Annotated in this window: 22 protein-coding genes and 1 riboswitch; of the genes, 14 read left to right on the forward strand and 8 right to left on the reverse strand. The window is 70.9% G+C overall.

The features are described from left to right. The first annotated feature begins 134 nt into the window (after window positions 1-134). Window positions 135-1,787, forward strand: a complete 1,653-nt coding sequence (locus tag BJ991_RS15905) for a thiamine pyrophosphate-binding protein (protein WP_179491590.1) — start codon at window positions 135-137, stop codon at window positions 1,785-1,787. A 92-nt stretch (window positions 1,788-1,879) separates the two neighbouring features. Here the strand turns inward: BJ991_RS15905 and BJ991_RS15910 are convergent, their stop codons facing one another. The 3 genes from BJ991_RS15910 to BJ991_RS15920 form a co-directional block, all read right to left on the reverse strand. Continuing rightward, complete coding sequence (locus tag BJ991_RS15910) at window positions 1,880-3,274, reverse strand: MFS transporter (RefSeq protein ID WP_179491592.1); 1,395 nt, start codon at window positions 3,272-3,274, stop codon at window positions 1,880-1,882. Between the two features lie 123 nt (window positions 3,275-3,397). Further along, window positions 3,398-4,858, reverse strand: a complete 1,461-nt coding sequence (hpaB, locus tag BJ991_RS15915; RefSeq protein ID WP_179491594.1) for a 4-hydroxyphenylacetate 3-monooxygenase, oxygenase component — start codon at window positions 4,856-4,858, stop codon at window positions 3,398-3,400. A 37-nt stretch (window positions 4,859-4,895) separates the two neighbouring features. Then, window positions 4,896-5,441, reverse strand: coding sequence for a flavin reductase family protein (locus BJ991_RS15920; protein ID WP_179491596.1), 546 nt, complete (start codon window positions 5,439-5,441; stop codon window positions 4,896-4,898). A 191-nt stretch (window positions 5,442-5,632) separates the two neighbouring features. On the opposite strand from BJ991_RS15920, the gene BJ991_RS15925 reads away from it, so the two are divergent. Next, a complete protein-coding gene (locus BJ991_RS15925; RefSeq protein ID WP_179491598.1) occupies window positions 5,633-6,598 on the forward strand; it encodes an AraC family transcriptional regulator in 966 nt (321 codons plus the stop codon). A 17-nt stretch (window positions 6,599-6,615) separates the two neighbouring features. Here BJ991_RS15925 and BJ991_RS15930 read toward each other — a convergent pair whose 3' ends face one another. The 3 genes from BJ991_RS15930 to BJ991_RS15940 form a co-directional block, all read right to left on the reverse strand. Next, a complete protein-coding gene (locus BJ991_RS15930; protein WP_179491600.1) occupies window positions 6,616-6,927 on the reverse strand; it encodes an EthD family reductase in 312 nt (103 codons plus the stop codon). Then, window positions 6,920-8,164: a styrene monooxygenase/indole monooxygenase family protein gene (locus BJ991_RS15935; RefSeq protein ID WP_179491603.1), complete on the reverse strand. Its 1,245-nt coding sequence runs from the start codon at window positions 8,162-8,164 to the stop codon at window positions 6,920-6,922. The genes BJ991_RS15930 and BJ991_RS15935 overlap by 8 nt, the downstream gene beginning before the upstream one ends. 144 nt (window positions 8,165-8,308) lie before the next feature. Next, the gene (locus BJ991_RS15940; RefSeq protein ID WP_179491605.1) at window positions 8,309-9,724 is read right to left on the reverse strand and encodes an aldehyde dehydrogenase family protein; all 1,416 of its coding nucleotides are present in this window, start codon (window positions 9,722-9,724) and stop codon (window positions 8,309-8,311) included. Window positions 9,725-9,886: 162 nt separating this feature from the next. Here BJ991_RS15940 and BJ991_RS15945 point away from each other — a divergent pair, with 162 nt between their 5' ends. The 10 genes from BJ991_RS15945 (at window position 9,887) to BJ991_RS15990 (ending at window position 19,580) form a co-directional block, all read left to right on the forward strand. Continuing rightward, window positions 9,887-11,482 (forward strand): fumarylacetoacetate hydrolase family protein, encoded by a 1,596-nt coding sequence (locus BJ991_RS15945; protein WP_179491607.1) that lies wholly within the window; start codon window positions 9,887-9,889, stop codon window positions 11,480-11,482. Then, a complete protein-coding gene (locus BJ991_RS15950) occupies window positions 11,479-12,213 on the forward strand; it encodes a GntR family transcriptional regulator (protein ID WP_179491609.1) in 735 nt (244 codons plus the stop codon). Before BJ991_RS15945 ends, BJ991_RS15950 begins: the two co-directional genes overlap by 4 nt. 20 nt (window positions 12,214-12,233) lie before the next feature. After that, window positions 12,234-13,790 carry a 5-carboxymethyl-2-hydroxymuconate semialdehyde dehydrogenase gene (gene hpaE, locus BJ991_RS15955; protein ID WP_179491611.1) on the forward strand — a complete coding sequence of 519 codons (1,557 nt, stop codon included), beginning with the start codon at window positions 12,234-12,236 and terminating at the stop codon, window positions 13,788-13,790. 48 nt (window positions 13,791-13,838) lie between these two features. Beyond that, window positions 13,839-15,005: a 3,4-dihydroxyphenylacetate 2,3-dioxygenase gene (hpaD, locus tag BJ991_RS15960; RefSeq protein WP_179491613.1), complete on the forward strand. Its 1,167-nt coding sequence runs from the start codon at window positions 13,839-13,841 to the stop codon at window positions 15,003-15,005. Window positions 15,006-15,058: 53 nt separating this feature from the next. Beyond that, on the forward strand, window positions 15,059-15,844 hold the full coding sequence (locus BJ991_RS15965) for a 2-keto-4-pentenoate hydratase (protein WP_179491615.1): 786 nt from the start codon (window positions 15,059-15,061) through the stop codon (window positions 15,842-15,844). Further along, a complete protein-coding gene (locus BJ991_RS15970; RefSeq protein WP_179491617.1) occupies window positions 15,829-16,632 on the forward strand; it encodes an HpcH/HpaI aldolase family protein in 804 nt (267 codons plus the stop codon). Before BJ991_RS15965 ends, BJ991_RS15970 begins: the two co-directional genes overlap by 16 nt. 73 nt (window positions 16,633-16,705) lie before the next feature. Beyond that, window positions 16,706-17,503: a transglutaminase-like domain-containing protein gene (locus tag BJ991_RS15975; protein WP_179491619.1), complete on the forward strand. Its 798-nt coding sequence runs from the start codon at window positions 16,706-16,708 to the stop codon at window positions 17,501-17,503. Next, complete coding sequence (locus BJ991_RS15980; protein WP_343048802.1) at window positions 17,500-18,093, forward strand: hypothetical protein; 594 nt, start codon at window positions 17,500-17,502, stop codon at window positions 18,091-18,093. The genes BJ991_RS15975 and BJ991_RS15980 overlap by 4 nt, the downstream gene beginning before the upstream one ends. 75 nt (window positions 18,094-18,168) lie before the next feature. Beyond that, window positions 18,169-18,546 (forward strand): YciI family protein, encoded by a 378-nt coding sequence (locus BJ991_RS15985; RefSeq protein WP_179491621.1) that lies wholly within the window; start codon window positions 18,169-18,171, stop codon window positions 18,544-18,546. Next, window positions 18,543-19,580, forward strand: a complete 1,038-nt coding sequence (locus tag BJ991_RS15990; RefSeq protein WP_179491623.1) for a DUF6596 domain-containing protein — start codon at window positions 18,543-18,545, stop codon at window positions 19,578-19,580. Before BJ991_RS15985 ends, BJ991_RS15990 begins: the two co-directional genes overlap by 4 nt. A gap of 19 nt (window positions 19,581-19,599) precedes the next feature. On the opposite strand, the gene BJ991_RS15995 is transcribed toward BJ991_RS15990, so the two are convergent. Together BJ991_RS15995 and glyA are read right to left on the reverse strand one after the other, a co-directional pair. Beyond that, the gene (locus BJ991_RS15995; protein WP_179491625.1) at window positions 19,600-20,508 is read right to left on the reverse strand and encodes a bifunctional methylenetetrahydrofolate dehydrogenase/methenyltetrahydrofolate cyclohydrolase; all 909 of its coding nucleotides are present in this window, start codon (window positions 20,506-20,508) and stop codon (window positions 19,600-19,602) included. Window positions 20,509-20,610: 102 nt separating this feature from the next. Further along, the gene (glyA, locus tag BJ991_RS16000) at window positions 20,611-21,885 is read right to left on the reverse strand and encodes a serine hydroxymethyltransferase (RefSeq protein ID WP_179491627.1); all 1,275 of its coding nucleotides are present in this window, start codon (window positions 21,883-21,885) and stop codon (window positions 20,611-20,613) included. Window positions 21,886-21,949: 64 nt separating this feature from the next. Next, window positions 21,950-22,033: riboswitch (ZMP/ZTP riboswitch) on the reverse strand. Window positions 22,034-22,091: 58 nt separating this feature from the next. Here glyA and BJ991_RS16005 point away from each other — a divergent pair. Beyond that, the gene (locus BJ991_RS16005; protein WP_179491629.1) at window positions 22,092-23,729 is read left to right on the forward strand and encodes a beta-N-acetylhexosaminidase; all 1,638 of its coding nucleotides are present in this window, start codon (window positions 22,092-22,094) and stop codon (window positions 23,727-23,729) included. Beyond that, the gene (gene nagA, locus BJ991_RS16010) at window positions 23,726-24,853 is read left to right on the forward strand and encodes an N-acetylglucosamine-6-phosphate deacetylase (protein ID WP_179491631.1); all 1,128 of its coding nucleotides are present in this window, start codon (window positions 23,726-23,728) and stop codon (window positions 24,851-24,853) included. The genes BJ991_RS16005 and nagA overlap by 4 nt, the downstream gene beginning before the upstream one ends. The last annotated feature ends 132 nt before the right edge of the window (window positions 24,854-24,985 follow it).

Below are 24,985 nucleotides of genomic sequence, written 5' to 3' on the forward strand. Positions count from 1 at the left end.
GCCGTCCTATACTCGTACCCGTCCGGCGAGGCGCAGCCGCCCGCCGGTGCTCGAAAAATGGGCACGCAGCCGCCCTGCGGGGTGCGCGAGACACATACGGCCTCACATCCGTCCTTGTCTCGAGGAGTCTCCGCATGCCCACTGTCTCCGCCCACGTCGCTCACACGCTCGCCCGCCACGTCTCCGAGGTCTTCGGGGTCATGGGCAACGGCAACGCGTACTTCCTCGACGCGCTCGAGCGCTCGACCGACGTGTCCTTCACGGCTGTTCGCCACGAGGCGGGCGGCGTCGTCGCGGCCGACGCGTTCCACCGCGCATCCGGGCGCCTCGCCGCCGCCACCGCGACCTACGGCGCCGGCTTCACGAACACGCTCACCGCGCTCGCCGAGGCGGTGCAGGCCCACGTGCCGCTCGTGCTCGTTGTCGGTGACGAGCCGACGTCGGGGCCCCGCCCGTGGGACGTCGACCAGATCGCACTCGCGTCGGGCGTCGGCGCGCGCACCTACACGGTCGGACGGACGGATGCCGCGGCCACCACCGCGATCGCCGTCGAGCACGCTCTCACGTACCGTGTTCCCACCGTGCTCGCGATCCCCTACGACGTCGCGACACTCGATGCGGGGCCCGTGCCCGAGGCGCCCGAGCCGCGACTGCCTCAGCCGCTGCAGCCGGCCGGCCCGTTCGCTCACGCGACGATCACCGCGCTCGCCCGCGAGCTCGCGGCCGCCGAGCGGCCCTTCCTGCTGGCCGGGCGCGGCGCGTGGATCTCGGGCGGCGGGGACGCCCTCGGTGCGCTCGCCGACGCGACCGGCGCGATCACGGCGTCGACGGCCCTCGGCCGCGGGATCTTCCCCCGCGGCGAGTTCGACCTCGGCGTGACCGGCGGCTTCGGCGCCGACCACGCGATGCAGCTCGTGCGCGACGCCGATGTCGCGGTCGTCTTCGGCGCGTCGCTCAACCAGTTCACGATGCGCTTCGGCGAGCTCTTCGCCCCCGGCACGCGCGTCGTGCAGGTCGACACGTCGCCGACGGCGACGCACCCGCACATCGGCCGGTTCATCCGGGGCGATGCGGACGCCGTCGCCCGCGCCCTCGTGGACGAGCTGGCGCGCCTCGGCGCGACGCCGTCGGGCTGGCGCGAGTCGGTCGTCGTTCCCTCGCTGCGCACGTACGAGCGCGGAGACGGCATCGCGCCCGACGGACGGCTCGACCCCCGCACGGTGGCCGCCCGCATCGGCGAGCTGCTGCCGGAGGACCGCGTCGTCGTCTCGGACGGCGGGCACTTCATCGGCTGGGCGAACATGTACTGGCCCGTGGCCTCGCCCGACCGCATGATGATGATCGGCACGGCGTACCAGTCGATCGGGCTGGGCTGGCCGTCGGTCCCCGGCGCCGTGCTGGCCAAGCCCGAGTCGACCGTCGTGCTCACGACGGGCGACGGCGGCGGGCTGATGGCCCTCGCCGACCTCGAGACGGCCGTGCGCGTCGCTCGCGGCCGCGGCATGGCGGTCGTGTGGAACGACGCCGCCTACGGCGCCGAGGTGAACCTCTACGGCCTCAAGGGACTCGCGCGCGAGCCCATGCTCATCCCCCAGGTGGACTTCGCCGCCCTCGCGACGGCTGTGGGAGCCGAGGGCGTGGCCGTGACCTCGATCGACGACCTCGACCGGCTCGCGTCGTGGACGGCGGAGCCGGCCGACGAGCGTCGCTTCCTCGTGCTGGACTGCCGCATCTCGACACAGGTCATCGCGCCGTACCAGCAGGAGATCGTGCGCGTGAACTCCTGACGCCCCGGAGCCGTGGGGCCGCGGCATCCGCAAGACGACAAGACGGATGCCCCGACCCGCGTCGGAGACGGGTCGGGGCATCCGGGTTCGGGTCAGGCCCTGGACAGTCCGTAGATGGGGCTGGCCGCCTGCTCCGCCTCGTGCTCGGGCCCAAGGGGGATGCCGCTGCGGTCGCGCAGCAGCAGCGTCGCGATGAGTCCGATCACCGTCATGCCCGCGAGGTACCACGTGACGGACTCCGTCGAGCCGGTGGCCTGGACGAGCGCCTGCGCGATGGTCGGAGCGAACGCGCCGCCGAGGATCGCGCCGATCGCGTACGAGATCGAGACGCCCGAGAAGCGGATCGAGGCGGGGAACAGCTCCGCGTAGAGGGCCGCCTGCGGTCCGTACGTGAAGCCGAGGCCGATCGTGAGGATCGCGAGGCCCGTGAACAGCAGCCACACGTTGCCCGTGTTGACGAGCGGGAAGAGCGTGATGACGCCGACGAGCTGCAGGATCCACCCGATGATGTAGGTCGTGCGGCGGCCGATCTTGTCGGAGAGCCAGCCGGCGACCGCGGTCGAGATGAGCCACGTGACGGCCGAGCCGGTCACCGCCCACAGCACGGGAGCGGGGTCCATCTGGAGGGACCCGCCGGGGTCGGTCGCGTAACGCTGCACGAAGCCGCCCGTGGTCATGTAGCCGATGGCGTTGTTGCCGGCGAACACGAGCGCGGCGATGATCACGAGGAGCGTGTGCTTGCGGAAGAGCTGGACGATGGGCATCCGCGTCTTCTCCTTGCGCTCCGCGATCTCGAGGAACACGGGGCTCTCCTCGACGCGGCGACGCACGTAGTACCCGATGAGGATGAGCACGACGCTGAACAGGAACGGCACGCGCCAGCCCCACTCGAGGAACGCATCGCCGGGGGCGATGACCGCCATGAGCGCCATGATGCCCGATGCGAGCAGCAGGCCCAGCGGAACGCCGATCTGCGGGGACGCGCCGAAGATGCCGCGGCGCTTCTTGGGTGCGTGCTCGACGGCCATGAGCACCGCGCCGCCCCACTCGCCTCCGGCCGAGATGCCCTGCAGGATGCGCAGGAAGATCAGCAGGATCGGCGCCGCGACGCCGATCGCGGCGTAGGTCGGCAGCAGACCCACGAGGGTCGTCGCGACGCCCATGAGGATGAGCGTCAGCATCAGCACGAGACGTCGGCCGTACTTGTCACCGAGGTGGCCGGCCAGGAACGCGCCGAGCGGGCGGAAGAGGAAGCTGATGCCCACCGTGATGAACGAGAGGATCTGCGCGAAGCCCTCGCCCGCCGGGGCGAAGAAGAGCTGACCGAACACGAGCCCGGCCGCCGACGCGTAGATGAAGAAGTCGTACCACTCGACGGTGGTGCCGACGACGGTCGCGAACACGACGCGACGCCGGTCGGTGGCGCTCGCGATCGTTCCCGTCGGGGTGAACCCCGCGTCCCGGGGGGAGGTCTGTTCTGTGCTCATGGTGCCTGTGACTCCTGTGTCGGATTCGACGTCGCTGTCTCGCTCGGGGGGAGCATGGAATGCGCCCTGCCCGACGCGGCGATAATATACGATTTCGAATACGACGCAAACAGCCTCTCTCGATCAGTGCGTCTCGCGCCCCAGCAGGGCCCTTACTCGATCCCGCAGCGGTGCGCGGTCGTAGCCGGCGACGAGAGCGCTGGCCATGCGGACCGGATCGCCGAAGAAGTAGTGCTCGTACTGCGCTTGGCGCCCCGCGAAGCCGGACGCGGACGCATCGAGGGCGAGCTTGAACAGTCGTGCGCGCTCCTTCGCGGGCAGCGTCGCGGACTGCAGGTACTGATTGAGCGCCGCACCTCCGCTTCCGTCGAAGTCGCGCTCGGAGGGAAGCGCCATGAGCCCTGAGGCCGAGAGCTTGCGGATGATCTCGCCCAACCGGGGGGCCACCATCGTGGGGTACCAGTTTCGCGCTGCGTTGAGCACCTCCCACCGGGGAAGGAAGACGCCTTCGTCGTTGAGCTCTCCGTCGGACTCCGCAGCGCGCAGGAGCGCCTTCTCAATCTCGACATAGGAGATGAGCTCGGCGATGTCCTGCTGCACGTGGGGGAAGCCGCTGATGCCGATCGCATCGGAGATCTCGGAGGCCAGGCCGAGATAGAACTCCGTCTTCGCGAGTGTGCGCGTGACCACCTGGTGGGTCATGAGTGCGGCCGCGCCCGTCTCCGCGTAGAAGCCGTTGCACAGCTCGGGGTGACCGAGGAGGAAGATGCGCTCGTTCGGCACGAAGACATCGTCGAAGACGACGACGGCGTCCATCTCCTCGAAGCGCGACGCCAGCGGCTCGTCGAAGTGCGAGCCGCCGTGGTACAGCGGCGCGCGGCAGAAGTACGTGAGCCCGGGCGTGTCGTTGGGGATCGCGAACGCGTACGAGTACGGCGCATCCTCGGGAGTCCCTCGCAGGACCGTCGACGGGAAGACGAGCAGCTCGTCGGCGATCGGCGCGATCGTGGCGAGCATCCGCGCGCCGCGGACCACGATGCCGTCGTCGCGCTCGTCCACGATTCGCGCGGCGACCTCGCCGTCGCCCTGCCGGGCGCTCGGCAGGGCACGGTTGACCTGGGGCGGGATGAGCGTGTGGGTCGCGAGCAGGTCGTTCTCGCGGACGTACTCGCAGTACGCATCGATCCGATCGGCGAACACCGGGTCCGCCCTGCTGAAGAAGCCCTTCGCGGTCGAGAGCGCCGTCAGCGCCGAGTTGAGGTAGTCCGCAGTCCGTCCGAGGAAGCCGTTGGAGTACCGGGCCCACACGGTCATGCCCTCGCGCCTGGCCCGCAGATCGACCTCGCTTCGGGGGACCAGGAAGGAGATGCCGACACGATCGCCCGTCGTCGGCGACTCGTACGTGAGTGTGTCGCGGTGCGTGGGATCGTGCTGCAGATCGAACAGCTTCGCGTAGGTGCGGGCGTTGTCCCGGAACGCCGGATGCTGCGACACCCGCGAGGTCACCGTCTCGCCTTCGATGTGAAGCGTCGGCGTCGACGCGTCCAGCCGGTCGAGATACTGCCTTCCCGTGCGAGCACCCATCGTCATCCTTCTCCCCTCACCGCGTCGCTCGCGGTCTCTAGAAGAGCGGTTCGTGGCCCGACGTCTGCTCTGGGATGGTGCAGAACTGGCCGTTGACGAAGCCCAGCGCATCCCCGCGGCGATAGTCGAACTCCTGCACCTCGCCGAGGAACAGCGTGTGGTCGCCTCCGTCGTACGCGGCCCACGGCGTGCATTCGAAGTGGCTCAGCGCGTCGCACAGTCGTGGCGCGAATCGCCCTTCGATCCACACCGGGTCGAGCGAGGGGCGCCCCGCGAAGTGCTCCGCGACCACGCGCTGCTCGGCACCGAGCACGTTGATGGCGAAGGGACGGCCGGCCAGCAGGTCATGGCTGCGCACCGATCGCTGGATCGAGACGAGCACGAGGGGCGGATCCATGGACACCGATGTGAAGGAGTTGACGGTGATGCCCTGTCGCCGCGACCTCCCGTCGGACTCCTCGGCATCGAAGGTGACCACCGCGACACCGGTCGCGAAGCGGCCGAGGCTCCCACGGAAGAAGTGCACGGGAGGGCGGTAGAGCGCGGAGTCCGGCCGGAACGGGCGGATGCTCGAAGTCATCATCGCGGCGCCTCCCCTCGCGGCACGCGCCACCGGTCCGTCCGCGCACTGGGCTTGTCCGCGGGCGCCGTCGCCTCCCGCACCCTCCCGTCACCGTGAGCGCCGGGAGTAGACTCCCCGGCACATCGCGGAGGTCGACGGCGCCCACGCAGCGCGGCCGACGCGACTCGACCCACGATGAGACGAGGCACGCCATGGCCGGATCCGCTCCGCTCGCCGTGCAGGAGACGACGACCGAGATCGCGCGCTGGCAGGACGCCGTTTCGCGGTCCTTCGTCCCCCTGACGGTCCACACGCCGGGGCATTCCGACTTCCGCGCGCGTCTCGAGGGCCGCGTGAGCGACGGCGTGCTGTTCTCGACGATCCGGGCGACGCCGCACGCCGTCGAGCGGACGCCGTCCCACATCGCCACGTCGCCGGGCGACTACGTCAAGCTCACGCTCCAGCTCGCGGGCACCGGCCTGCTCATCCAGGACGACCGCACTGCCGCGCTCACGCCCGGCGACATCGTCCTGTATGACACGAGCCGTCCCTACACGCTCGAGTTCGGCGCCGACCTCGCTGCGGTCGTGGTGATGTTCCCGCACCGCATGATCGACGCCGACCCCGAGATGCTGCGGGAGCTCACCGCGATCCGCATCCGCGGGGAGGAGGGCTTCGCCCGCGCGGTCAGCCACTTCCTCGCCGGCCTCGCGTCCGCGCTGCCGACGCTGGACGGCCCGACGGGGCTGCGGATCACGCACAACACCATGGACCTCATCGCGACGATGGTCGGCAGCGAGCTGCGCGGCGGGACGTGGGCCGACCCCGCGGCCGAGCTCCTCTTCCGCATCGACACGTACATCAACGACCACCTGCGCGATCCCGACCTCGGACCTGAGAGGATCGCCGCAGCGAACTACATCTCGACGCGATACCTGCACACGCTCTTCCAACGGCGCGAGACGACCGTGTCGCAGTGGGTGCGCGAGCGGCGCCTCGAGCACGTTCGGCGCGACCTCATCGACCCGCGTCGCGGCGCCGAGGGGATCGCCGCGATCGCGGCGTCGTGGGGTTTCGTCGACGCGTCGCACTTCAGCAAGGTCTTCCGGGCGCACGCCGGCACATCGCCGACGGCTTACCGCGCCTCCGCGGCGATCGCGGCGCGACCCGCCGATTGACGGGGCCGTCTCGGTGCTCATACTGTGACGGGCCGCTCCGCCGCGAACGGCACGACCACCGCCCCGCCTGTCGCGTAGTTGGGGACGTCGGCCTGAACCGCCTGCCCCTCGGGTGACGCGAGCGCGGCGCCGAGCGCCTCGGCGGAAGCGAAAGTCGCCTCGAAGACGGCGAAGTAGGGCCCGCCGTCGGGCTCGTCGACGCCCAGGGCGAACGCCATGTCGACGAGCCCGGGCAGTCGCGCGCACAACGGCAGATGCACGTCGCGGTAGTGGCGCTCGAACGCGGCGCGATCGACGGGCTCGGGGTAGAGGACCAAGAGCTTATGCATGAGCGGGCTCCCCTTCATGGGCGTGACGCGCGATCGCCGCGGCGGCGATCTCAGGCGACCCGACCACGTCGCGCCATTGACGGACGGGATGATTGAAGTTCTCCGTGAACTCGTCGCAGAGCGCCTTGTCCTGGCTCATCGCCCCGAGGAGCTGGATGATGTGATCCGCCGGGGGCAGCTGCACCATGAGGTTGGTCCAGTCGCTGACTGCCTCGATGCGCTCGCGACGGCGCTCCGCCGCGCGACGCCCGAGGTCTTCGCCGAAGCCGCGGTCCTCGAGGATCTCCTCGCCAACGGTGTAACCCGAGTACGACGCCGAGTTCGCGCCCTGCCCGACGACGGGATCCAGCACGGAGTGGACGTCGCCAGCCGCGATGACGACCGTGCCGTCATCGAGCACGCGATAGTCATTGCGAAGGACCGGCGTGACGGCACCCTGGAGCAGGTCCTGGGTGCTCGTGAGCTGGAATGCGCTCTCGTCCACGCGCTCGAAGACGGTCGGGTGATGCATCCGGAGCTTGTCGAGCACGAGTCGCCGGAACGCTTCGGGATCGTCCTCGTAGCGCGCGTCGGCGAGTACCTCGGTGTCGCCGCCCGGCACGTTCTCGAACAGGAGCGCGTTGACGTGACCGGCGAACGAGTAGATCGGGATGTCGATGAGCTCCCCGTGCCCGGGCGCGATGCTGAGGGTGACGCCGTGGGGCTCGGTTCGCGCCACGCCCGTCCACAGCCCCACCATCAGCCGGCGCATGGGCTTCGCGTAGGGTGACTTCTCGGCCCGGATGCCGAAGAACTCTCCGAGGGATCGCTTGCCCGACGCGACGATGATGGCGTCGTGCCTCGCGGCGAGCGAGCCCAGGTCGTCAGCTTCGACCGAGCGGATCTCGATCCGGCCCCCGCGATCCTCGAAGTCGCCCATGAGGGCGGGCTGGTAGATGCGATAGTCGACCGCTCGGGACGGCGAGACGAAATCGCCGCGGTAGAAGAGGTTCGGGCCGCCCACGAAGTGGTGGTGGCATCCGTACCCGTACTCCTCGACCGGCCAGTGGTCGACGCCGAGCTCCTGTTCGCGGGCGACGGTGACGGCGTGGTGGGCGACGCTGTTGGGGAGCCGGCCGCCGCGTACGTCGTCAGCCGACCGGTCGGTGTAGATGGTGACCGGGATGTCGTGTCGGCGCAGCAGCAGACCCAGATGAAGGCCTGCGGTGCCGGCGCCGACGATGCCGATGTCTGTCATTCGTCCTCCTCGGGTGGGCCGCGTTGCGCGGCTGTTCTGAACGCTAGGGCGGCGGATGCTCCGGCGGAACGCCCTCGTGTCGAGAGCGCACTCGCCGACAAGTCCCGCGCAGATCGTGACCAGGCGTCGAGCCACGGCGGCCGGTCAGCCGTTGATCACCTGGGGCACGGCGACGGCCTTGAGCCCCTCGACTCCGAACTCGAGGCCGTATCCGGAGCCCTTCACGCCTCCGAACGGGATCATCGGATGCACGCCGCCGTGAGAGTTGATCCACACGGTGCCGGCCTGGAGTCGGGCGGCGACGCGGCGCGCCTGCTCACGGTCGCCCCACACGGATGCGCCCAGCCCCGCATCGAGCCGGTTGGCGCTGCGGATCGCGTCCTCGATGTCGGTGTAGCGGATGACGGGCAGGACGGGTCCGAACTGCTCCTCATCGACGAGAGGCACTCCGTCCGTGACGTCGGCGACGATCGTGACGGGGTAGAAGAGCTCACCCAGCTCGGTCGCGGGCGACCCGCCCGTGACGATCCGCGCACCGCGCGACCGCGCGTCCTCCACAAGACGCGAGACGATGTCGAACTGCTTCCGATTCTGCAGGGGCCCGAGCACGTTGCCTTCCTCGAGTCCGATCCCCATCGGCATACCGGGGGCGACCTCCGCGAGCGCCGAGAGAACCTCCTCGTAGTCGGAGTCGTGGACATACAGACGCTTGAGCGCGGCGCACGTCTGGCCGGTGTTGATGAACGCGCCCCAGAACAGGTCCTTCGCGATCGCCGTCGCATCCGCACCCGGCAGCACGATCCCGGCGTCGTTCCCGCCAAGTTCCAGGGTCAGCCGCGCGAGATTGCCCACAGTGCCCTCGACGATGCGGCGGCCGGTCGCGGTCGATCCCGTGAACATCACCTTCCCGATGTCGGGGTGGGATGCCAGACGCGCACCCACCTCACGGTCGCCCGAGACGCCGATGAGCACATCCGGCGGAAGCACCTCGTTGAGCACGGCGAGCAATGCGAGCACGCTCAGCGGCGTGTACTCGCTGGGCTTGACGACGACCGTGTCGCCCATGCGCAGCGCTGGGCCGATCTGCCAGATCGTGATCATAAGCGGCCAGTTCCACGGGCCGATGGCCCCGACCACTCCGATCGCGCGGTAGTGCAGCTCCGCCCGCACCACGCCGTCGTCGAAGACGACCTCCGGCTCGAGCGGCGTCGTCGCCGCGGTGCGCAGCCACGCCGAGCACGCGCCCACCTCGAAGCGCGCGTTGGGTCCGTCCAGCGGCTTGCCCTGTTCGCGGGACAGCAGGTGGGCGAGCTCCTCGGCGTTGGCGGCGATCGCGTCGGCTGCGGCCAGCAGCAGGCCGGAGCGCTCGGCATGCCCCAGGGCCTCCCACGCGGGCTGCGCCGCCTTCGCGCGCGCGACGGCGGCGTCGAGGTCGGCGAGACCGTGCACGGGAGCCCTGCCGATGACGGCGCGGGTCGCGGCATCCGGGATCTCGCGTCCCTCTCCGGGGGCGGCCTGGACGCGATCGAGCAGATGCGTCTGGAGTCGGGTGTCGGACATCGCGGGTCTCCTTCGACGGTCGGGAACGGGTCCCATTGTCGAAGCGCCGGATGCCTCGCGGCTTGTCGCCCAGCGCGCGGATGATGTCTTCGCGCGAACGATCGTTGCTCAAGCTCACCGGATCATATACGATTTCAGATATCACCCCGAGCGAGGAGGCTCATGATCGAGACGCATCAGGAAGCGCACGGCACCGACCCTCGCTTCTTCGCCCTCCCCGTCCGGCCGGGCAAGATCATAGCGGTGCACCTCAGCTACGCATCGCGCGCCGAGCAGCGCGGCCGCCGCCCCGCCGATCCGTCGTACTTCTTCAAGCCGTCGAGTTCCGTCGCGGCATCCGGCGGATTCATCGAGCGCCCCGCCGGCACTGAGCTCCTCGCCTTCGAAGGCGAGATCGCGCTCGTGATCGGCACCGCCGCGCGGAGCGTCTCGCTCGACGACGCGTGGCGACACGTCGGCTGGATCACCGCCGCGAACGACTTCGGCCTGTACGACCTGCGCGCCAACGACAAGGGCTCCAACGTCCGCTCGAAGGGCCGAGACGGGTTCACGCCCATCGGCCCGCGCCTCATCGACGCGCGCGCGCTCGACCCCGCGGCGATCCGCCTGCGCACGTGGGTCAACGGCGAGCTCGTGCAGGACGACACGACCGCCGGCCTCATCTTCCCGCTCGCGCAGTTCGTCGCCGACCTGTCGCAGCACTTCACGCTCGAGCCGGGCGATGTGATCCTCACCGGAACACCGGCGGGGTCGTCGGTCGTCGGTCCCGGCGACGTCGTCGAGGTCGAGGTGGACGCACCGGATGCCCCGGGCGCCCCCGCCTCGGGTCGTCTCGTGACGACCGTGTCCGAGGGCTCGGGCCCGGGCTTCGACGCGAGCGTCGGATCGCTCCCGTCCGTCGACGACACGCAGCGCGCCGAGGCGTGGGGCGCTCCCGAGCTCGTGCCGGCCGCACCGGGCGTAGGAGATGGTCCCGCCGCAGGAGGATCCGGCGCGGATCGTCCTACGCCTGAATCATCTCCTGCCGCCGGTGCCGCCTCGCTCTCCTCCGAACTGCGCACGAAGCTCGAGAAGGCCCCTGTCGCGGGGCTCTCGCAGCAGCTGCGAAAGCGCGGCCTGAACAACGTGACGATCGACGGAGTTCGGCCGCTGCATCCGTCGGCCAAGCTCGTCGGCACCGCCCGCACACTGCGCTACGTGCCGAACCGCGAAGACCTGTTCAAGAGCCACGGCGGGGGCTACAACGCGCAGAAGCGCGCGTTCGACGCCGTGGGCGAGGGCGAGGTCATCGTCATCGAGGCGCGCGGCGAGGCGGGAGCGGGCACGCTCGGCGACGTCCTCGCGATCCGCGCCCACGCGCGCGGCGCGGCCGGAATCGTGACCGACGGCGGCGTGCGCGACTTCGATGCCGTGAAGGCCGTCGGCATCCCCGTCTACACGGTCGGCGCGCACCCCGCGGTGCTCGGTCGCAAGCACGTGCCGTGGGATGCGGACCTCACGATCGCGTGCGGCGGGGCCACGGTGCAGCCGGGCGACGTCATCGTCGGCGACGCCGACGGCGTGATCGTGATCCCGCCCGCCCTCGCCGAGGAGGTCGCCGACGCGGCGCTCGCCCAGGAGGACGAGGACGCGTGGATCGCCGCCCGCGTCGCGGAGGGGCACGCGGTCGACGGGCTGTTCCCGATGAACGCCGAGTGGCGCGCCCGGTACGAGGCAGAGACCGCGCGCCGCGCGGCATCCGACGAGGAGGCACGATGAGCACTGTGCGGCAGGGCCGGACATCAGGCGGAGACGGCTCCGCCGAGCGAGCCGAGCCGTCGGCCCAGAGCAAGTCGCAGCGCGCGTACCACTGGGTCAAGGACCGCATCGCCCGGCAGGAGTACACACCCGGCTACCGGCTCGTCCTCGGCACCATCGCCGGCGAGCTCGACATGAGCGTCGTGCCGGTGCGCGAGGCCATCCGCCAGCTCGAGGCCGAGGGGCTCGTGACCTTCGAGCGCAACGTCGGCGCGCGCGTGTCGATGGTCGACGACTCGAAGTACCGGTTCAGCATGCAGGCGCTCTCGATCCTCGAGGGCGCCGCGACCGCGCTCGCCGCACGTCGTCTCACGACCGAGGACCTGCGACGCGCGCGCGAGGTCAACGCGCTCATGATCGAGACGCTCGACTACTTCGACCCCCGGGCGTTCACGCGGCTCAACCAGGAGTTCCACTCGACGCTGTTCGAGAAGTGCGCGAATCCTCGCCTGCTGGAGCTCGTCGAGGCCGAATGGGGACGCCTCGGCCACCTGCGCGACTCCACCTTCAGCTTCGTCCCCGGCCGCGCCCAGGAGTCGGTGCAGGAGCACGAGGACATCGTGAACCTCATCGAGAAGGGCGCGCCGCTCGGTGACATCGAGAAGGCCGCCCGCCGGCATCGGTCGGCCACGCTCGACGCCTACATGATCCACGAGCACCCCGACGAGGTGCTCGGACTCCCCGCTTTCTGACCCCACCCATGGAGGACCCCATGACCGACACCGCCCTGGCCACGCGCCGCGTGCCCGCCGACCTCCCCGACCGCATCCAGCACTACATCGACGGCCGGTTCGTCGACTCGACCGACGGCGGCACGTTCGACGTGCTCGAGCCCGTGTCCAATGAGGTGTACCTGCAGGCGGCGGCGGGCAAGAAGGCCGACATCGACCTGGCCGTCGCCGCCGCGAAGCGCGCCTTCGACGAAGGACCGTGGCCGCGGATGCTGCCGCGCGAGCGCTCCCGCATCCTGCACCGCATCGCCGACATCGTCGAGTCCCGCGACGCGCGCCTCGCCGAGCTCGAGTCGTTCGACTCGGGCCTGCCGATCACACAGGCCCTCGGTCAAGCGCGGCGCGCCGCCGAGAACTTCCGCTTCTTCGCGGACCTGATCGTCGCGCAGGCCGACGACACCTACAAGGTGCCCGGCCGCCAGATCAACTACGTCAACCGCAAGCCCATCGGCGTCGCCGGCCTCATCACGCCGTGGAACACGCCGTTCATGCTCGAGTCCTGGAAGCTCGGCCCGGCACTGGCGACGGGGAACACCGTCGTGCTCAAGCCCGCCGAGTTCACCCCGCTTTCGGCGTCGCTGTGGGCGGGCATCTTCGAGGAGGCCGGGCTGCCGGCGGGCGTGTTCAACCTCGTCAACGGACTGGGCGAAGAGGCGGGCGACGCGCTCGTGAAGCATCCGGATGTGCCCCTCATCTCGTTCACGGGCGAGAGCCGCACGGGGCAGATCATCTTCGGCAACGCCGCCCCCTTCCTCAAGGGCCTGTCGATGGAGCTGGGCGGCAAGTCGCCGGCGATCGTCTTCGCGGATGCCGACCTCGAGGCCGCCGTCGACGCGACGATCTTCGGGGTGTTCTCCCTCAACGGCGAGCGCTGCACCGCGGGCTCGCGCATCCTCGTGCAGCGCGACATCTACGACGAGTTCGTCGAGCGGTACGCCGCTCAGGCGAAGCGCGTCGTTGTCGGGGACCCGCAGGATCCTGCGACCGAGGTCGGCGCGCTCGTGCACCCCGAGCACTACGAGAAAGTCATGTCCTACATCGAGATCGGCAAGTCCGAAGGGCGCCTCGTCGCCGGCGGCGGTCGCCCCGAAGGGTTCCCGACGGGCAACTACGTCGCCCCCACGGTGTTCGCCGACGTGCCGCGCGACGCGCGCATCTTCCAGGAGGAGATCTTCGGCCCGGTCGTCGCGATCACCCCGTTCGACACCGACGAAGAGGCCCTCGAGCTCGCCAACGGCGTGAAGTACGGCCTCGCGGCGTACGTGTGGACCGACGACCTCAAGCGCGCCCACAACTTCGCGCAGGCGATCGACGCGGGCATGGTGTGGCTCAACTCGAACAACGTGCGCGACCTCCGCACTCCGTTCGGCGGGGTCAAGGCCTCCGGCCTCGGCCACGAGGGCGGCTACCGCTCGATCGACTTCTACACGCACCAGCAGGCCGTGCACATCACGCTCGGGGCGGTGCACAACCCGACCTTCGGCAAGTCCACGCCGGCCACCGAGCAGGCCGACGCCGCCGAATCCGAAGAGGGCTGAGCCGCCGCATCCGGCTCCGCCAGAGACACAACGCAAGGACGCTGAGAAATGACCGACCGCGATCAGATGACCCGCACCTCCTCCGGCTTCTTCGTGAGCCAGGAGGCGCCGATCCACACCGACAACCCCATCCCTACGCCGTCGAGCCCGGCACCCGACATCCTGCGCTGCGCGTACATGGAGCTCGTCGTGACCGACCTCGCCGCGTCGCGCGAGTTCTACGTCGACGTGCTCGATCTCGTCGTGACGGAGGAGGACGAGAACACCGTCTACCTGCGGTCGATGGAGGAGTTCATCCACCACAACCTCGTGCTGCGCCAGGGCCCGGTCGCGGCTGTCGCCGTCTTCGGCTTCCGCGTGCGCACTCCCGAGGATCTCGATCGGGCCGTCGCGTTCTACACCGAGCTCGGGTGCGACGTGCGCCGCAGCCCGGAGGGCTTCACGAAGGGCATCGGCGACTCGGTGCGCGTCGTCGACCCGCTCGGATTCCCGTACGAGTTCTTCTACGAGACCGAGCACGTCGAGCGGCTCGCATGGCGGTACGACCTGTACACGCCCGGCGCCCTCGTGCGGCTCGACCACTTCAACCAGGTGACGCCCGACGTGCCGCGCGCGACGCGGTTCATGCAGGACCTCGGGTTCCGCGTGACCGAGGACATCCAGGACGAGCAGGGCACGGTCTACGCCGCGTGGATGCGTCGCAAGCCCACGGTGCACGACACCGCGATGACCGGCGGCGACGGCCCGCGGATGCACCACGTCGCGTTCTCGACCCACGAGAAGCACAACATCCTCGCGATCTGCGACAAGCTCGGTGCGCTGCGCCGCTCCGACGCGATCGAGCGCGGCCCCGGCCGCCACGGCGTGTCGAACGCGTTCTACCTGTACCTGCGCGACCCCGACGGCCACCGCGTCGAGATCTACACGCAGGACTACTACACGGGCGACCCCGACAACCCGGTCGTCACGTGGGACGTGCACGACAACCAGCGCCGCGACTGGTGGGGCAACCCGGTCGTGCCGTCGTGGTACACCGAGGCCTCGCTCGTGCTGGACCTCGACGGCAACCCGCAGCCCGTCGTCGCGCGCACCGACGAGTCCGAGATGGCCGTGACGATCGGCGCCGACGGCTTCTCGTACACCCGCCCGGACGACACGGCGGACGAGCTGCCGAGCTGGAAGCAGGGCGAGTACAAGCTCGGCCACCAGCTGTAGGTCGAACGCACCCCCGGTCGCTGAGCGAGCGAAGCGAGGAAGGAGAGAACCGGATGCTGCCGCCTGAGGTCATCGCCGCGATCGCGGAGGAGCTCGCCGAGGCCGATCGCACGCACGGCGTGATCCCGCGGATCACGGCGCGCCACCCCGAGGCGACGGTCGAGGACTCGTACGCGATCCAGGGCGTGTGGCGCGACAAGGCGCTCGCCGTGGGACGGAGGCTCGTCGGCCGCAAGATCGGCCTCACGTCGAAGGCGATGCAGCAGGCGACGGGCATCACCGAGCCGGACTACGGCGTGATGTTCGACGACACGGTGTACCCGACAGGCGCCGAGATCCCGGTCGACCACTTCTCGAACGTGCGCATCGAGGTCGAGCTCGCGTTCGTGCTGAAGGAGCCGCTCGAGGGTCCGGACTGCACGCTCGAGGATGCGCTCGCCGCGATCGACTACGCCGTGCCGGCGCTCGAGATCCTCAACTCGCACATCGAGCTCGAGGGCCGCACGATCGTCGACACGATCGCCGACAACGCCGCGTACGGCGCGATGGTGCTCGGAGACGTGCGCAAGCGCCCCGATGAGATCGACCTGCGGTGGGTCCCCGGTGTGCTCAGCCGCAACGGCGAGATCGAGGAGACGGGCGTCGCGGCGGGCGTCCTCGGCCACCCCGCGACGGGCGTCGCATGGCTCGCGAACAAGTTCCACCAGCACGGCGCACGGCTCGAGGCGGGCGAGATCATCCTCGCCGGCTCGTTCACGCGCCCCGTGTGGGTCGAGCGGGACGATAGCGTGCTGTGCGACTACGGACCCATGGGAGTCATCGAATGCCGCTTCGTCTGAACCCGACCTTCCGCGATCGTCTCGCCTCCGCCGACCGCCCCCTGATCGGCATGTGGGTGTCGTCGGGCAGCCCCCTCGTGGCGGAGATCTGCGCGGGCGCCGGGCTGGACTGGCTCCTCGTCGACATGGAGCACTCCCCCAACAGCCTCGAGTCGGTGCTCGCTCAGCTGCAGGCGGTCGCCGCGTACCCGGTGACCCCCGTCGTGCGCGTGCCGATCGGCGACGTCGTCACGATCAAGCAGGTGCTGGACCTCGGCGCGCAGAACCTGCTCGTGCCGATGGTGTCGTCGGGCGATGAGGCGCGCGCGGTCGTCGAGGCCGTGCGGTATCCCCCGCGCGGCCGCCGCGGGGTCGGGTCGGCGCTCGCGCGCTCCGCCCGCTGGAACCGCGTCGACGGCTACCTCGCAAACGCCGACGAGCACGTCTCGGTCTTCGTGCAGATCGAGACGGCAGAAGGGGCGGATGCCGCGGCCGACATCGCCGCGGTCGACGGCGTCGACGGGGTCTTCGTCGGGCCGTCCGACCTGTCCGCGTCGATGGGGCTTCTCGGCCAGCAGTCGCACCCCGATGTGGTCGCGACCGTGCAGCGCACGTTCGCGGCGGTGCGCGCGGCAGCCAAGCCCGTCGGGGTCAACGCGTTCGACCCGGCCGTCGCGCGGTCGTACCTCGAGGCGGGTGCGTCCTTCGCCCTCGTCGGGGCCGATGTCGCACTGCTCGCGCGCGGGTCGGAAGCGCTCGCGGCGACGTTCATCCCCGCGGCGGACGACACCGAGCGCGCGTCCTACTGAGCCACGCGTAGGGGCTCGCGAGTCCGACGTCAAGCGTCCCCTCCGGCCCGGTGGCCCCTGCCATGCTGAACCCATGCAGAGGGACGTCGGATGCCGCATCGTCCTCGACATCACCGAGCCCGCGGACCTCGTGTTCGCGATCGCGGTGTCGCGGCACTACGCGCCTGTCGCCGAGTCGCTCGTGGTGACGCTCGACGGGGCGGCGGTCGAGGCATCCGAGGTTCCCGACGCCCACGGCACCCGGCTGCACCGCGTCCGCGCCGGAGCCGGCCGCCTCGAGCTCGACTACTCCGCGACGATCGAGGGGAACGGCGGGGCCGACGACTCCACCGAGACCGAGCGGCTCGTCTACCTCCGGCCGAGCCGCTACGCCGAGTCCGATGCCCTCGCCCCGACCGCCGGTGCCGAGTTCCGGGGCATCGCCGGGCCGGAGGACCTGCTCGCGTCGGTGTCCTCGTGGGTGGGCACGCGCCTCGCGTACGTGAGCGGGTCCAGCCTGCCGACCGACGGGGCCGCCCGCACGCTGCTCGCCCGCCGCGGCGTGTGCCGCGACTACGCGCACCTGTGCGTCGCGCTGCTGCGGTCGCTGGGCGTGCCCGCGCGCATGGCCGCGGTGTATGCCCCGGGCCTGGATCCGATGGACTTCCATGCCGTCGCCGAGGCATGGGTCGATGGCGCGTGGCGCGCGCTCGACGCGACGACCCTCGCCCCGCGGTCGACCCTCGTGCGGATCGCGACGGGGCGGGACGCGGCCGACACCGCGTTCCTCGACGTCGTGAGCGGACGTGCGGATCTCGTCGAGGTGACCGTCACCGCGGTCGCCGACGTCCTTCCGGACGACGACGTCACGGAGCTCGTCTCGATCAGGTGAGCGAGATCGATCTCCCGATCGGCCCGGGGACGTGGCACGCTGAGGACATGAAGAAGTGGATCGTGCGCTTCGTCGTGCTCCTCGCGTTCAACATCCTCGTCCTGCTCGTCATCGGATGGCTGACCCCGGCCCGCGTGGGCTGGTCGGCGCTGTGGGCCGGCATCGTGCTCACGCTCCTCACGATGTGGGTGCGCCCCGCGCTGACGAGCTGGTTCCGTGCCCGCGCGGCCAAGAGCGCGGGCGGTCGCACGAAGGCCGGCGAGTTCCTCGTCGAGGTCGGCATCGTGCTGCTGATCGCGTTCATCGTGTGGATCGGCACGGTGCTGCTGACGGGCGTGCGCATCGGGCTCAACCCGTTCGGGTACATCCTGCCGCCGATCATCCTCGCGGCGGGGTGGTGGGTGTATGAGCTCATCGCCTCGCGCGCCGAGTCGCACGCGGGCGCGCTGGTCGACAGGGCGACGGGAACGCAGGTCGGCGGGGCGGATGCCGCATCCGCCGTTCCTCCCAGTCCCGAGTCGCAGGCGGCCCGCCGCGAGCTCAAGGACGGTCTCACCGACGAGCAGCGCCGCATGCTCGACGAGCTCTGACGCGTCTCGCAAGGTCGTGTCGATTCAGCGCGAGCTCGATCGTCACAAGGTCGAGAACGACCGAAAGGACGCATCATGCGCTACACACTCCTGCTCCACTACCCGGAGATGACCGCCGAGGACACGGGCGAAGATGGCTGGGCCGAGGGCATGCGCGCCTTCGACGAGTACGCGAAGGCGCTCGACGAGGCCGGGATCCTGCGCTCCGCGGAGGTGCTTCAGCAGTCCGTGGCGACCACGACCCTGCGGCCGGCCGACGGCGCGCTGCGCGTGCAGGACGGGCCGTACGCCGACACGAAGGAGCAGCTCGGCGGCACGTTCGTGATCGACGTGCCCGACCTCGACGCCGCGATCGAGTGGGCGAAGCGCGCTCCGTCGGTCGGGTGGGGTCCGATCGAGATCCGCCCGACCGCGACCCGCTTCGTCGACGGGGAGTGGACGCCCTTCGCGTGACGGACGACACCGCGCGTGCGCGCGCCGCCGCCGAGCGCGCGGCGCGCGGCGCCTACGGTCGTCTCGTCGCACTCCTGGCCGCGCCCACGCGCGATCTCACCCTCGCCGAAGACGCCCTCTCGGACGCGTTCGAGCGGGCGCTGCGCACGTGGCCGGAGTCGGGCGTCCCCTCGAACCCGGAAGGCTGGCTGCTCACCGTGGCCCGCAATCGGCTCCGCGACCTGCTGCGCTCCGCCGCGCACCGCACGAGCATGCCGCTCGACGCCGAGCGGATCCTCGGCGGGACGGATGCCGCGACCCTCGCCGAGCGCACCGAGTCGATCCCCGACAAGCGCCTCGAGCTGCTCTTCGCGTGCGCGCATCCGGCGATCGACCCCGCCGTGCGCACGCCGCTCATGCTCCAGGCGGTGCTGGGGTTCGACGCGGCGCAGATCGCACGGGCATTCGCCGTCGAGCCCGCGGCGATGGCCCAGCGGCTCGTGCGCGCGAAGCGGCGCATCCGCGACGCCGGCATCCCGTTTGCGCTGCCGACCCGCGCGGACATGCCCGAGCGCCTTCCCGCGGTGCTCGAGGCGATCTACGGCGCGTACGCGATCGACTGGCTCGACCAGGGCGACCGCGTGCGCGAATCCATCGCCGACGAGGCGCGCTGGCTCGCCGTCCTCACAGCGGACCTCCTGCGGGTCGAGCCGGAGGCGTGGGGCCTCGCGGCTCTCCTCACATTCGCGCAGGCGCGAGCACCGGCTCGCACCGTGCACCCCTGGCCTCCCCTCGACGAGCAGGACCCGTCGACCTGGTCGCACGAGCTCATCGCCGAGGGCGAGTCGCTGCTGCGGCGGGCATCCGCCCTCGGTCGGCCGCTCGGGCGGTTCCAGCTCGAGGCTGCGATCCAGGCCGTCCACTGCGATCGGGCGCGCACAGGGGTGCTCGACGTGGACGCGCTCGAGAAGCTCTACCGCGGGCTCGTCGCGATCTCGCCGACGCTCGGCGCGCAGGCAGCGCTCGACGCGGTGCATGCGCGCCGCGCCGACTGACCGGTCGTCGGCGGATCGGTCAGAGCACGGTGCCGGGCGAGCCGCCGGCCTGACGCTCCGCCGCCTCGACGACGTTGGAGACGAGCATCGCGCGCGTCATGGGACCCACGCCGCCCGGGTTCGGCGACAGCCACCCGGCGATGTCGCCGACGGCGGGGTCGACGTCGCCCGCGAGCTTCGCCTTGCCCGACTCGGTCGTGCCGACGCGTGTGACGCCCACGTCGAGCACGGCGGCGCCGGGCTTGACCCAGTCCGCCTGCACGAGGTGGGGCTGGCCCACCGCCGCCACGACGATGTCGGCCTTGCGCACCTGGTCGGCGAGGTCGGGCGTGCGCGAGTGCGTGATCGTGACGGTGGCATCCGTGCCCTTGCGGGTCAGCAGCAGCGCGAGCGGGCGGCCGACCGTGATGCCGCGACCGATCACGGTCACGTGCTGACCCGCGATCGGCACGCTGTTGCGCGCGAGCAGCTCGACCACGCCTGCCGGCGTGCAGGGCAACGGTGCGTCGATCGCAGTCTTCGGGTCCACGCCCAGCACGAGGCGGCCCAGGTTCGTCGGGTGCAGGCCGTCGGCGTCCTTGTCGGGGTCGATGAGCTCGAGGATCGCGTTCTCGTCGATGCCCGCAGGAAGCGGCAGCTGCACGATGAAGCCGGTCACGTCGGGATTCTCGTTGAGGCCGCGCACGGCCTCGGCGATCTCGCCCTGCGAGGCGGTGGCCGGCAGCTCGACCGAGATCGACGCGACGCCGACCTCTTCGCAGTCGCGGTGCTTGCCGGTGACATACGAGCGCGATGCGGGGTCGTCGCCGACGAGCAGCGTCCCCAGTCCCGGCACGACGCCGCGCTCTCGGAGCGCCGCGACGCGGGCGCGCAGCTCTTCCTTGATGGCCGCCGCCGTGGCGACACCGTCCAGCTTCTTCGCGGTCATGTGCACTCCTCGTCGTGATGACTGAATCACTATGCCCATAGGTATTCGCGAGCGCAAGTGCGATTCCCGGCCTTCGGAAGACGGATTCGCGCGCCCGCGACCCTACTGCTGCAGGCCCGGGTACAGCGGGAACGCGTCGGCGAGGGCCGCGACACGGCCGCGCAGCGCCTCGAGGTGGGCGCCCGGCTGCAGCGCGAGCGCGATGACGTCGGCCACCTCGGCGAACTCCACGTCGCCGAACCCGCGCGTCGCGAGCGCCGGCGTGCCGATGCGCAGACCCGACGTGATCATGGGCGGACGCGGGTCGTTCGGCACCGCGTTGCGGTTGACCGTGATGCGGATCTCGTGCAGGAGGTCCTCGGCCTGCTTGCCGTCGATCGCGGCCTCGCGCAGGTCGACGAGCACGAGATGCACGTCGGTGCCGCCCGAGCGGACGGCGATGCCCGCGCTGCGAACGTCGGCCTGCGACAGGCGGTCGGCGATGATGGCGGCGCCGCGCACCGTGCGCTCCTGCCGCTCGCGGAACCCGGGGGTCGCGGCGAGCTTGAACGCGGTGGCCTTCGCTGCGACCACGTGCATGAGCGGACCGCCCTGCTGGCCGGGGAACACCGCCGAGTCGATCTTCTTCGCGATCGCGTGATCGTTCGTGAGGATGAAGCCGGAGCGCGGGCCGCCGATCGTCTTGTGCACCGTCGACGAGACGACGTGCGCGTGCGGCACGGGGCTCGGGTGCAGGCCCGCCGCGACGAGGCCCGCGAAGTGGGCCATGTCCACCCACAGGTACGCGCCCACCTCGTCGGCGATCTCGCGGAACCGCGGGAAGTCGAGCTGCCGCGGATATGCCGACCAGCCCGCGATGATGACCTTCGGGCGGTGCTCGAGCGCGAGGCGGCGCACCTCGTCCATGTCGATGATCGACGTCTCAGGGTCGACGCCGTAGGCGACGATCTCGTACAGGCGGCCGGAGAAGTTCGCCTTCATGCCGTGCGTGAGGTGGCCGCCCTGGTCGAGCGAGAGCCCGAGGAGCGTGTCGCCCGGGCGCGCGATCGCATGCAGGACGGCGGCGTTCGCGCTCGCGCCCGAGTGCGGCTGCACGTTCGCGAACTCGGAGCCGAAGAGCGCCTTGGCGCGCGCGATCGCGAGCTCCTCGGCGACATCGACGACCTCGCAGCCGCCGTAGTACCGGCGACCCGGGTACCCCTCGGCGTACTTGTTCGTGAGCACGGACCCCTGCGACTGCAAGACCGAGACGGGCACGAAGTTCTCGGAGGCGATCATCTCGAGATACGAGCGCTGGCGCTGCAGCTCGCGCTCGAGCACGTCGGCGATCTCGGGATCGACCTCGGCGAGCGGGGCGTTGAAGGACGAGTCGGTCAAGGCATTCTCCTGGCGTAGGGGCAGAACTCGGTTTCGAGCGCCGTCGCCCAGCGACGGTGTTCTGAGGCCCGGCCCAGGCGTGCGGTCGGTGCCGTGACGGTCGCTCCCCGGTGGTGGGTCCACCTCAACGCCAGTCGCGACATCGGAAGCATAGCCGAAAGCGCGCTGCTAGGCTGATCGCCACCGGATTTGTTAGGGACCTTTACATGATTCGTCACCGCGGACGGACCGCCCTCGCCCTGGCCCTCGCCCTGAGCCTCGCCCTGGGCCCGACACTGGCCGGGTGCACGTCCGCACCCCAGAATGGAGGCACTGTGCGCCAGCTCTCCGTCGTCCCCGCCCCCGCATCCGTCACCGCCGGCGAGTCCGCCGCGTTCCCGCTCGATGCCCGCGTTCGCATCGAAGGCGACGCGGATGCCGCCGCCGCCCTCACCGCGCTGCTCGAAGCGCGCACGGGGCTGGAGCTCGGGGCATCCGCGTCCGAAGACGACGACACCGGGGTCGTCCGCCTCGACGTCGACAAGTCCTCGGGCGGGGCGGAGTCCTACCGACTGACGGCGGATGAGGCATCCGTCATCGTCACCGGCGCCGACGCGGCGGGACTCTTCTACGGCGTGCAGACACTCGCGCAGCTCGTCGACCGGGACGGCGACCGCTGGGTCGTTCCAGCCGTCGAGATCGCGGATGCCCCGCGCTTCGCGTACCGCGGCGTGATGCTCGACGTGGCGCGGCACTTCCATCCGGTCGAGACCGTCAAGGGATACATCGATCGCGCGGCGGGCCTCAAGTTCAACGTGCTCCACCTGCACCTGAGCGACGACCAGGGCTGGCGCATCCAGTTGACGTCGCGCCCCGAGCTCACCGAGCGCGCGTCGGCGACGTCGGTCGGCGGCGACGCCGGAGGGTTCTACACGAAGGACGACTACCGCGAGATCGTCGAGTACGCGGCCTCGCGCCACATGACGCTCGTTCCCGAGATCGACATGCCCGGACACACGCACGCGGTCGGACTTGCCTACCCCGAGCTCGTCGAGGAGCCCGTCATCACCGACGCCGTGCGGGCGACGATCGAGGCCTTCGGCGGCGACCTGCCTGCCGCGGGGGTTCCGTACGAGGGGATCGCGGTCGGGTTCTCGTCGCTGCGCATCCACGACGAGGCGACGTACGACTTCGTCGCCGACGTGTTCGGCGAGCTCGCCGCGATGACGCCCGGACCGTACCTGCACTTCGGCGGAGACGAGGCGCACGGCACGGCCGACGACGACTTCGCCGAGTTCGTCGAGCGCACGAGCCGGCTCATCTCCGACCTCGACAAGATCCCCGTCGCATGGCACGAGGCGGGCTCCGCCCCGGATCTGTGCGACGACACGATCGGGCAGTACTGGGGCTTCGTGCAGCCGACTGAGGGCATGGACGACAAGGCGCGCGCGTTCGTGAAGCTCGGCTCGCAGATCATCCTGTCTCCGGCCGACGCGGTCTATCTCGACATGAAGTACGACAAGTCGACGACGCTCGGACTCTCGTGGGCGAATGGCCCTACGAGCGTCCAGCGCGCGTACTCGTGGGAGCCGTCCGACGTCATCGACGGCATCGAGGACGACGACATCCTCGGTGTCGAGGCGCCGCTGTGGACCGAGACCGTCCGCTCGGCCGACGACATCGACCACCTCGCGTTCCCGCGGATCGCCGCGGCCGCCGAGGCGGCGTGGTCGCCCGCGACGGGTGCGAGCGAGCTGCGCACGTGGGAGTCGTTCCGCGAGCGCGTCGGCGCGCTCGGTCCCCTCTGGACCAGCCTCGGCATCGCGTACCACCCGTCCGACGAGATCCCCTGGACCTCGGAGTGAGCGCCGACCGCGTCGTCCACTCCGTGCGGTCGGGCGGCGACGACGACGCGTGGCTCGCTTTCGACGCCGGTGTCGTCGTCGATCGCGGCACGTGTGACGGCTGGCGCGTGCTCGCGCCGCGCGACGCGGTGGACGGTGACGGCGGATGCCTCGCCCCCGGCTTCATCGACATCCACGGCCACGGCGGCGGCGGCGCGACCTACGACGACGGAGCCGACGCGATCGCGACCGCCCGCGCCCTCCACCGATCCCACGGCACCACGCGCGCCGTCGTCTCGCTCGTCACCGCGTCGATCGACGACCTCGCGGAGCGCGCCGCACTCGTCGCGGACCTCGCGGAGGCCGACCCCACGATCCTCGGCTCGCACCTCGAGGGGCCCTTCCTCGACCCCGGGCACAAGGGCGCGCACACCGGATCCCTGCTGCGCCTGCCGGATGCGGCATCCGTCGATCGCCTGCTCGAGGCCGGCCGCGGCACGATCCGGCAGGTGACGATCGCCCCTGAGCTCGACGGCGCGCATGATGCGATCCGCGTGTTCGTCGAGGCCGGCGTCGCGGTCGCGATCGGGCATACGGATGCCGATGCGGATGCCGCGAAGCGCGCGTTCGACGCGGGCGCGACGATCGTGACGCACGCGTTCAACGCCATGCGCGGGATCCACCACCGCGCTCCCGGACCCGTCGTCGCGGCGCTGCAGGACGACCGCGTGACGCTCGAGCTCATCCCCGACGGCGTGCACGTCGACCTTTCGCTCATCGCGGTCGCGTTCGACGCGGCGCCCGGGCGCATCGCACTCGTCACGGACGCCATGGCCGCGGCGGGCGCGTCCGACGGACGCTACGAGCTCGGCGGACTCGCGGTCGAGGTCGCGGACGGCGTCGCACGCCTCGCCGACGACGCTGCGATCGCCGGATCGACGCTCACGCAGGACGAGGCCCTGCGAAACGTCGTCGCGGCAGGTGTCGCGGTCGACGCCGCCCTCGCGGCGCTCACCGCGACCCCCGCCCGCGCGATCGGCCGACCCGATCTCGGCCGGCTCGAGATCGGATCGGCCGCCGACGCGGTGCTGCTGGACGACGCGCTGCGGGTGCAGCACGTGTGGGTCGCCGGCGACCCCATCTGACGCGGTCGGCACGCGGGGAGAGACGGGGGGCCCGGAAGCGTCTCCCCCGAGCGCTTCCGGGCCCTGCCCTGTGCCGCAGGCTCTCACCCGCTCCCCCCGCACCGCCGCCCGGGTCAGCCCCCCGACTCGAAC

This window comes from Microbacterium immunditiarum, assembly GCF_013409785.1.
GTDB classification, from domain to species: Bacteria; Actinomycetota; Actinomycetes; order Actinomycetales; family Microbacteriaceae; genus Microbacterium; species Microbacterium immunditiarum.